Genomic DNA, 7,873 nt, shown 5'->3' with positions numbered 1-7,873 from the left:
CCCCCCACCCCTCCCGACCGTCGCACCATCCACACAACCGGTGACCCCTCGATGACGCTGTGGTCCGATCATCCTTCGTCCGTAACCCAACTGCCGCGCCGCTCGTTGTGCGGGATGCAGGCTCCCTTTGGAGACACCCTGCCGAAAGCCGCTCACTCGAAAGTGTGGATGCGCTCAAGGCAGGCAACCTTCCGGACACCTTGGGGAGTCGATCGTCATGACGAGAGGAGGTGCCGCCAGTGATCGCGAACGTGACTCCGCACCGGCGGGCGAACGCCTTCGCCCAGGCCCTGGAGGATCGGACCCCAGCGTCCGACCTTTCCGAACGGGACCCGGCGGCCGAGCAGTCCGAGGCACCTGCCGAATCCGCCGACCACGAACGTTTGTTGGACCTGGCGAGCGTGCTCGGCGACCTGCCGCGCCCGGTGCTGGACCCCGAGGTCAAAGTGGTGCAGCGAGCACAGCTCGTCGCCGCCATGGAGGCCATGGTGATGGAGGAGAGGGCCGGAGGCAGTGCCGCCTCGGACCCTCAGCTGCCCGAACAGCGGGCCGGCCGCGGCGCCCACCGGGCGACACCGCTCCGGAAACTGCGGCCCCGCTCCCGCTGGTCCAAGGGCATCGCAGCAGGCGGCCTCACCGTGGGTGTGGCCGCGGGGGCCTTCAGCGGCGTGGCCGCTGCCAGCACGGACGCCCTGCCCGGTGATGCCCTCTACCCCGTCAAACGGGGCATGGAGGACCTGAAGCTCGGCATGGCCGACGAGGACGCCGACAGGGGCGAGCTCTACCTCGACCAGGCGTCCAACCGACTGTCGGAGGCCCGCAGACTCATGGAGCGCGGCCGCTCGGGCGCGCTCGACCACGAGTCCCTGGGAGCGATCCGCCGGGCCCTCGCCGGCATGAAGCACGACGCGTCGGAGGGCCACCGCCTGCTCCAGGCGGCCTACGAGAGGGACGGCTCGCTCGGCCCGATCCAGGCGCTGTCCACGTTCTCGCGCTCGCACCGCGACGCGTGGGGCAAGCTGCGCAATCAACTCCCCGCCCAGCTCACCGACGTGGGCGGCGAGGTCGAGTCGGTGTTCCAGGCCATAGACGATGACGTGGCGCCGCTTCAGAGCCTGCTTCCCAAGCCCCCGGAACCCGGCCGGGGCACGGGCGGCGCGCCCCGGCAGCCGAGCGCCCCGGCCGGGCAGCAGCACTCCGCGCCGGGTGCGGGCGCCAGCGCTCCCGCGGCCACCCCGGCTCCGGCCGCACCGCCCACCTCAGGAAAGCCGTCCCCTGCCCCCGGCGGCGGCCTCCTCGGTGGTGCGGGCGACCTGCTCAACCCTCCGGCCGGCCAGAGTCCCCCCGCCCCGTCGTCCTCGTCGGAGGCGGCGCAGCCCGAGATCACCCTGCCGCCCCTGCTCCCGGGCCTCCTCCCGGGCCTGGGCCTGAAGGCGGAGGACGCCGGCTAGGACACACGCGGCGCCATGTGACGAGGTGCCCGGCCCCTGCGGGGGCCGGGCACCTCGTCATGCCGGACGACCTCAGAAGAAGACGGATCTGCGCTGCACCAGCAGCTTGTAGAGGGTGTGCTGGATCTGCTCGCGCACCTCGTCCGTCAGGTTGAACATCAGCATCGGGTCCTCCGCCGCCTCCGGCGGATAGCCGTCCGTCGCGATCGGTTCCCCGAACTGGATCGTCCACTTCGTCGGCAGCGGCACGGCGCCCAGCGGCCCGAGCCACGGGAACGTCGGCGTGATCGGGAAGTACGGAATCCCCAGCAGCCGCGCGAGGGTCTTCGCGTTGCCGACCATCGGGTAGATCTCCTCCGCCCCGACGATCGAGCACGGCACGATCGGCGTGCCGGCCCGCAGTGCCGTCGACACGAACCCGCCCCGCCCGAACCGCTGGAGCCGGTACCGGTCCCCGAACGGCTTCCCTATCCCCTTGAAGCCCTCGGGCATGACCCCGACCAGCTCCCCGGCCTCCAGCAGCCGCTGGGCGTCCTCCGAGCACGCCAGGGTGTGCCCGGCCTTGCGGGCCAGCTCGTTGACGACGGGCAGCATGAAGACCAGGTCCGCCGCCAGCAACCGCAGGTGCCGCTGCGCCGGGTGGTGGTCGTGCACCGCCACCTGCATCATCAGCCCGTCCAGCGGCAGCGTCCCGGAATGGTTCGCGACGATCAGCGCGCCGCCCTCGGCCGGGATGTTCTCGATGCCCCGGACCTCGACGCGGAAGTACTTGTCGAACAGGGGCCGCATCAGGGACATCAGGACCTGGTCCGTCAGCTCCCGGTCGTAGCCGAACTCGTCGACCTCGTACTCCCCCGTGACGCGCCGCCGCAGGAACGCCAGCCCGCCCGCGATCCGCCGGTCCCAAGCCGACCGCCCGCCGTCCCGGCCCGGCCCTGCCCTGCCGACCTCCTCGCCGTGCGCGCCGTGCGCGCCACCGGTGGGCTCCCCGGCCGGTGCGACCGCCACGGCAGCCTCCGGCAGGGGCGCCGCAGCGGGAACCGCCCGGACCCGCCGGGTCCCGGGGCCCCGCCGGCGCGGCCGGTCCTCGTCGAACGGAATGACCTTGGCGTCCGCCACTATCGCTGCGCTCCCTCTTCGGCGCCGGCAACCCCGACGTTCAGCATCTCCGCGGCCCGGTCGACGGCCTGCCCCACCCGCTCCGGCGGCAGCAGCCCGTTCCCCCGGCTGCGCGCGAAGTCGGCGAAGGTCTCGGCGGTCGTGTACATGGGCTTGAATCCCAGCACCTCCCGCATCTGCGTGGTCTCCACGACCCGCCCGTACGTGAGAAGTCTGATCTGCTCGGCCGAGAACTCCGTCACGCCGACCGCCCGCAGGGCCGCCCCCACCCACGTCACCGCGGGCAGCGCCAGGGGCACCGTCGGCCGGCCCAGCCGCCGCGCGCACTGCGACAGCAACAGGACGCCGTCCCCGGCGATGTTGAACGTGCCGCTGTTGAGGGTGCCGCGCCGGGGCTCCTGCGCCGCCATCCGCAGCACCTCCAGCACGTCCTCCTCGTGGACGAACTGCAGCCGCGGGTCATAGCCGAACACGGTCGGCAGGACGGACATGGAGAAGTACTCGGCGAGCGCGGAGTCCGCGTGCGGGCCCAGGATGTTCGCGAACCTCAGCACGCACACCGCGACGTCGGGCCGACGGCGCGCGAAGCCCCGTACGTACGTCTCGACCTCCGCGGCGTCCTTCGGGAAGCCGCCCGGCGGATGCGTCTTGGGCTGCGTGGTCTCCGAGAAAACGGCCGGATCCCGCGGGGCGCCCCCGTACACGCTGGTACTGGACTTCACCACCAGGCGGCGTACCGTCGGCGACTTCTGACAGGCGCCCAGCAGCTGCATCGTCCCGATGACATTGGTCTCCTTGACGGCGCTGCCCATGCCGCCGGTGCCGGCGCTGCCCCCGGTGACCGCGAGGTGGACCACCGTGTCCACGGCGTGCTCGGCGAGGACCCGGGCGACGGAACCCTGCCTGATGTCCATACGGACGAACTCGGCCGACCCCAGGCTGCGCGGGGGCGGGGCCGCATCGACCGCAATCACCCGTTCGACCTCGGGGTCCCGCTGGATCCGCCGCACGAAGCGGCCTCCCAACTGCCGGGCAGCCCCGGTCACGAGCACGACCTTACCCACGAGCCCAGCGCCTCCCTCGTCGTCCCCGCCTGTCCCTGCTTACACCACAGCCCCTCCACCCAAGGAAGGTGGAGGGGCTGCGGAGAACACGTACAGCTGCCGCTTACTTCTTGTTGCGGCGCTGGACGCGGGTGCGCTTGAGCAGCTTGCGGTGCTTCTTCTTGGCCATCCGCTTACGCCGCTTCTTGATAACAGAGCCCACGACTACCCTCGCTCACTTCTCGGAACATCCCCGCGCCCGCGGGGATCGGTGCGGGGCGTCTGGGCCCACACGACCTACGTCGGCCTAGCCTACCCGCCCGAGCTCAGAGCTTGTAATCCGAGCCGTCCACAAAGTGACCCGGAGGTGTCGCGGGCCCCACTCTCAGGCCGACTCCACCCCCACATAGGACTCTCGGAGGTACTCGTGGACCGCGTTCTCGGGGACCCGGAAGGACCGGCCCACCCGGATTGCGGGCAGATGACCGTTGTGCACCAGCCGGTACACGGTCATCTTCGACACTCGCATCACCGAGGCGACCTCCGCCACGGTCAGGAACTGAACCTCACTGAGAGGCCTCTCGCCAGCAGCCATGACACACCTTGACCTTCCGCGCATGACGGGCACCGGCTTCCCCTCCGGTTACTCCTCGTCGTCGCACGCTCACTCCCCAGAGTAGGGGCGTGTGATACGAGTGGGGAAGAGGAGCTACGGCCACTCCTGCGCGCCCGGCAGGCGCGCCCGGTCCAGTAGATACCGTGTGAGCGGCCGGTAGTAGTCCGCGCGCACCGCATCATCAAGCGGAACCGCGACCGATACGCGCCCCTCGGCCTCGCCGACGAACAGCGCCGGGTCGTCCGTATCGGCCAGCCCGATGGCCTCCACACCCAGCTGACCTGCACCGCAGACCCATCCGTGGTCCCCGACCACCAATTCCGGCAGCGGCCCGCCCTCCTCCGCGAGCGCGCCCAGCGCGATCCGAACCGGCAGTGGTGAATGGGTGTGCGCGCCGGTGGCACTGGCAGGGAGTCGCGCGCCGGGCTCTCGCACCAGCGCGACCCCCCGTACGTAATCGAGGCTGTGCGGGCGTACGCCGAACCGAGTCGCCATGTCGACACTCACCCCCTGCGCCGGGGTGAGGACATCACAGCCGGCCGCCGACATCGCCCGCGCCAAACTGGCGTAGAACCCCAGGAGACGGTGGGGATGACCGGTGCCGAACAACACGGGCGCCCGAGCCGCGGCCGCCGCCCGCAGCCGCTCCGCGAAGGCCCGTAACGCGGCCAGCGTCCGCTCGGGATCGATCACATCCGGCCCGCTGACGTGCGCGGGATCCGCCGAGACCCCGCACTTCTCCGCCATCAGCCCCAGCAGGTCACTCTCGCCCCAGCAGCGTTCCGGATCCAATCCCAGCAGCACGCGCGGATCCCGGGCCGCGAACAGCCGGTAGCTGCGCAGGCTCTTCTCCCGGGAGGTGGCGACGGGCCCGGCCAGGCGGGCGGCCAGCAGATGCGCTCGCAGCGCGCCGGTGCTCAACACGCTCCGATGCTGCCGCAACACCTCTGCCGGATCCTCGATTCCGGCCGAGGGCCCCACCGTTGGCGTAACGATGCGGCAGCGTGCGCCGGCCCGCCCGGAGCGCGGTCCGCTACGTGAGCATGCCGCGCAGGGGGAACACCGCCCGCCTGGTGGCCAGGACCGCCTGGTCGACCCGGTCGGCCGGGTCGTAGCCCGCCGCCCAGTCCCGCCAGGCGACCGTCCGCCCGTCGGTCATCCGGCCGGGCGCCAGTTGCCGGGTCCGCGCGTACACCTCGTCCCGCCAGGACGCGGGCACGGCCGACTCCGGGTCGACGGGGTGGTGCGCCGCGATACCCACCAGGTGGGTCCACGACCGCGGGACGACGTCGACGACCGCGTATCCGCCGCCGCCCAGCGCCAGCCACTTCCCGTCGGCGTGCTCGTGCGCGAGCCGGTGGCAGGACTCCTGCACGGCCCGCTGCGCGTCCAGCGACACCGCGAGGTGTGCGAGGGGGTCCTCGAAGTGCGTGTCGGCGCCGTGCTGGGTCACGAGGACCTGGGGTCCGAAGTCGGCCAGCAGCTCGGGCACGGTCGCGTGGAAGGCGCGCAGCCAGCCCTCGTCTCCGGTCCCGGCGGGCAGGGCCACGTTCGCCGCGGTCCCCTCGGCGTCCGGCCCGCCCGTCTCCTGGGGCCAGCCGGTCTGCGGGAAGAGGGTGGCGGGGTGCTCGTGCAGGGAGACGGTCAGGACGCGCGGGTCGTTCCAGAACACCTCCTGCACCCCGTCCCCGTGGTGCACGTCGACGTCCACGTACGCGACCCGCTCCGCGCCGAGCTCCAGCAGTCGCGCGATCGCGAGGGCCGGGTCGTTGTACACGCAGAACCCGGAGGCACCGCCGGGCATCGCGTGGTGCAGCCCGCCCGCGAAGTTCACGGCGTGCTCGGCCTCGCCGCGCCAGACCGCCTCCGCGGCCGCCACCGACTGGCCGGCGATCAGCGCGGAGGCTTCGTGGATCCCCGGGAAGGCCGGATCGTCGACCGTGCCGAGCCCGTACGAGCCGTCGGCGCTCCCCGGGTCGGCGGACACCGCGCGGACGGCGGCCACGTAGTCCTCGCGATGTACGAGCCTCAGTGTGGAGTCGCCGGCCGCCGGGGCCGACCGCACCTCCGCCTCCCGGTCCAGCCCGAAGGCCCGTACCAGGCCCATGGTCAGTGCCAGACGCACCGGATCCATCGGATGGCTCGGCCCGAAGTCATACCCCGTGACCGCCTCGTCCCACATCAACAACCCGCGGCTGCTCATGCGGGACACCGTATCGGGCGCCTTCCGCGCCGAACGAACGGGCGTGCAGAAGCGTCACCAGCACCAACGCCGCCGGCACGAGCATCGCCCCCCGGTGGCTCCACGCGTCGCCCAGCGCGCCGACGAGCGGCGAACCGATCAGGAAGCCCACGTAGTTGAAGATGTTCAGGCGGGCGACGGCCGTATCGGAGGATCCGGGGAACATCCTTCCTGCGGCCGCGAAGGTCTGCGGCACGATCACGCACAGCCCGAGCCCGACCAGCGTGAACCCGGCCGTCCCCGCCCACGGGCCGGGTGCCGTGGCGACGACCGCGAAACCGCCGGCGGCGAGCAGCGTCCCGGCCCGTACGACGGCCGCCGCGCCGAAGCGGCGCACGCCCGCGTCCCCGACGGCCCGGCCGAGCAGGGCGGTGACCATGTAGACGTTGTAGGGGACGGTGGCCAGTTGCTCGGAGCTGCCGAGGACGTCCTGGAGGTACTTGGCGCTCCAGTTGGAGACGGTCGAGTCCCCTATGTACGCGCACGCCATCACGAGGCAGAGCGGCAGCAGCGGCCGGAAGCCGCCGGGCTCCTGCTGCGGCGCGTCACAGGGCGGGCCTTCGCCCTGCCCGGTGAGGTGGAAACGGCTTCCGGCCAGGGCGAGCGGCAGCAGCACGGCCACGGTGGGCAGGTAGGAGGCGAACAGTCCCAGGTGCCAGTGCGCGCCGGCCCAGGCGGCGGACGCCCCGAGGATCCCGCCGAGGCTGTAGGCCGCGTGGAAGCCGAGCATGATGCTGCGGCCGTACGCCCGTTGGAGGCTGACGCCGAGCATGTTCATGGACGCGTCGAGCGCGCCCACGGCCAGGCCGAACGCGCCGAGGGCGGCGGCGACCTGCCACAGGGAGTTGCCCGCGCCGACCCCGAGGAGGGCCAGCAGGACCAGCGGCTGCGACCACCGCAGGACGGTGGCGGCCCCGACCCTCCGGACGAGGTGCTCGGTGGCGATGCTGGCGGCGCCGGCCAGGACCGGCACGGCAGCCAGGAACACGGGCAGCAGCCTGTCGGATATCCCGTACCGGTCCTGGATCGCGGGGATCCGCGTCACGAGGAGGGCGAAGGTGACGCCCTGCACGAAGAAGGTGAACCCCAGCGCACCGCGCCCGCGCCGCAACCGCAGATCGTCCGTCATGGCGGCTCAGCGTAGGCGCGCCCCCTACCCGTGGGTAGAGATCTCACACGGGCAGTTCGAGCAGCTGGGCAGCTCGGGCAGCTGATTGATAGGGGGTGCCCCCTGCCGGTGAACGCAGAAAAGCCCCGCACCGAACCCCCGGAAAAGGGGGCTGGTGCGGGGCTTCCCGCAATGATTGTTCGGCGGCGTCCTACTCTCCCACAGGGTCCCCCCTGCAGTACCATCGGCGCTGAAAGGCTTAGCTTCCGGGTTCGGAATGTAACCGGGCGTTTC

General features: G+C 72.1%; 8 protein-coding genes and 1 rRNA gene. 1 reads left to right on the top strand and 8 read right to left on the bottom strand.

What is annotated here, in order from left to right; all coding sequences use genetic code 11:
• The first annotated feature begins 239 nt into the window (after nt 1-239).
• Nucleotides 240-1,451, top strand: a complete 1,212-nt coding sequence (locus HYE82_RS30990; protein ID WP_179177518.1) for a DUF5667 domain-containing protein — start codon at nt 240-242, stop codon at nt 1,449-1,451.
• 72 nt (nt 1,452-1,523) lie between these two features.
• Here the strand turns inward: HYE82_RS30990 and HYE82_RS30985 are convergent, their stop codons facing one another.
• From HYE82_RS30985 to rrf, 8 genes are all read right to left on the bottom strand, one after another.
• Nucleotides 1,524-2,570 (bottom strand): lysophospholipid acyltransferase family protein, encoded by a 1,047-nt coding sequence (locus tag HYE82_RS30985; protein ID WP_179177517.1) that lies wholly within the window; start codon nt 2,568-2,570, stop codon nt 1,524-1,526.
• Nucleotides 2,570-3,634 (bottom strand): NAD-dependent epimerase/dehydratase family protein, encoded by a 1,065-nt coding sequence (locus HYE82_RS30980; RefSeq protein ID WP_179177516.1) that lies wholly within the window; start codon nt 3,632-3,634, stop codon nt 2,570-2,572. Before HYE82_RS30980 ends, HYE82_RS30985 begins: the two co-directional genes overlap by 1 nt.
• A 103-nt stretch (nt 3,635-3,737) precedes the next feature.
• A complete protein-coding gene (locus tag HYE82_RS30975; RefSeq protein ID WP_003948845.1) occupies nt 3,738-3,836 on the bottom strand; it encodes an AURKAIP1/COX24 domain-containing protein in 99 nt (32 codons plus the stop codon).
• A gap of 162 nt (nt 3,837-3,998) precedes the next feature.
• Nucleotides 3,999-4,208, bottom strand: a complete 210-nt coding sequence (locus HYE82_RS30970; protein WP_008738568.1) for a helix-turn-helix domain-containing protein — start codon at nt 4,206-4,208, stop codon at nt 3,999-4,001.
• Nucleotides 4,209-4,322: 114 nt separating this feature from the next.
• The gene (locus tag HYE82_RS30965) at nt 4,323-5,153 is read right to left on the bottom strand and encodes a phosphatase (RefSeq protein ID WP_179177515.1); all 831 of its coding nucleotides are present in this window, start codon (nt 5,151-5,153) and stop codon (nt 4,323-4,325) included.
• A gap of 109 nt (nt 5,154-5,262) precedes the next feature.
• Nucleotides 5,263-6,432 carry an acetoin utilization protein AcuC gene (locus HYE82_RS30960; protein ID WP_179177514.1) on the bottom strand — a complete coding sequence of 390 codons (1,170 nt, stop codon included), beginning with the start codon at nt 6,430-6,432 and terminating at the stop codon, nt 5,263-5,265.
• Complete coding sequence (locus HYE82_RS30955; RefSeq protein WP_179177513.1) at nt 6,383-7,600, bottom strand: MFS transporter; 1,218 nt, start codon at nt 7,598-7,600, stop codon at nt 6,383-6,385. The genes HYE82_RS30960 and HYE82_RS30955 overlap by 50 nt, the downstream gene beginning before the upstream one ends.
• 177 nt (nt 7,601-7,777) lie before the next feature.
• Nucleotides 7,778-7,873: ribosomal RNA gene (gene rrf / locus HYE82_RS30950) — 5S ribosomal RNA — on the bottom strand; the annotation flags it as partial.

The organism is Streptomyces sp. BR123 (genome assembly GCF_013401435.1).
In the GTDB taxonomy this organism is placed as follows: domain Bacteria; phylum Actinomycetota; class Actinomycetes; order Streptomycetales; family Streptomycetaceae; genus Streptomyces.
The sequence above is the reverse complement of the archived record's forward strand: the minus strand, read 5'-3'. Positions and strand labels throughout refer to the sequence as shown.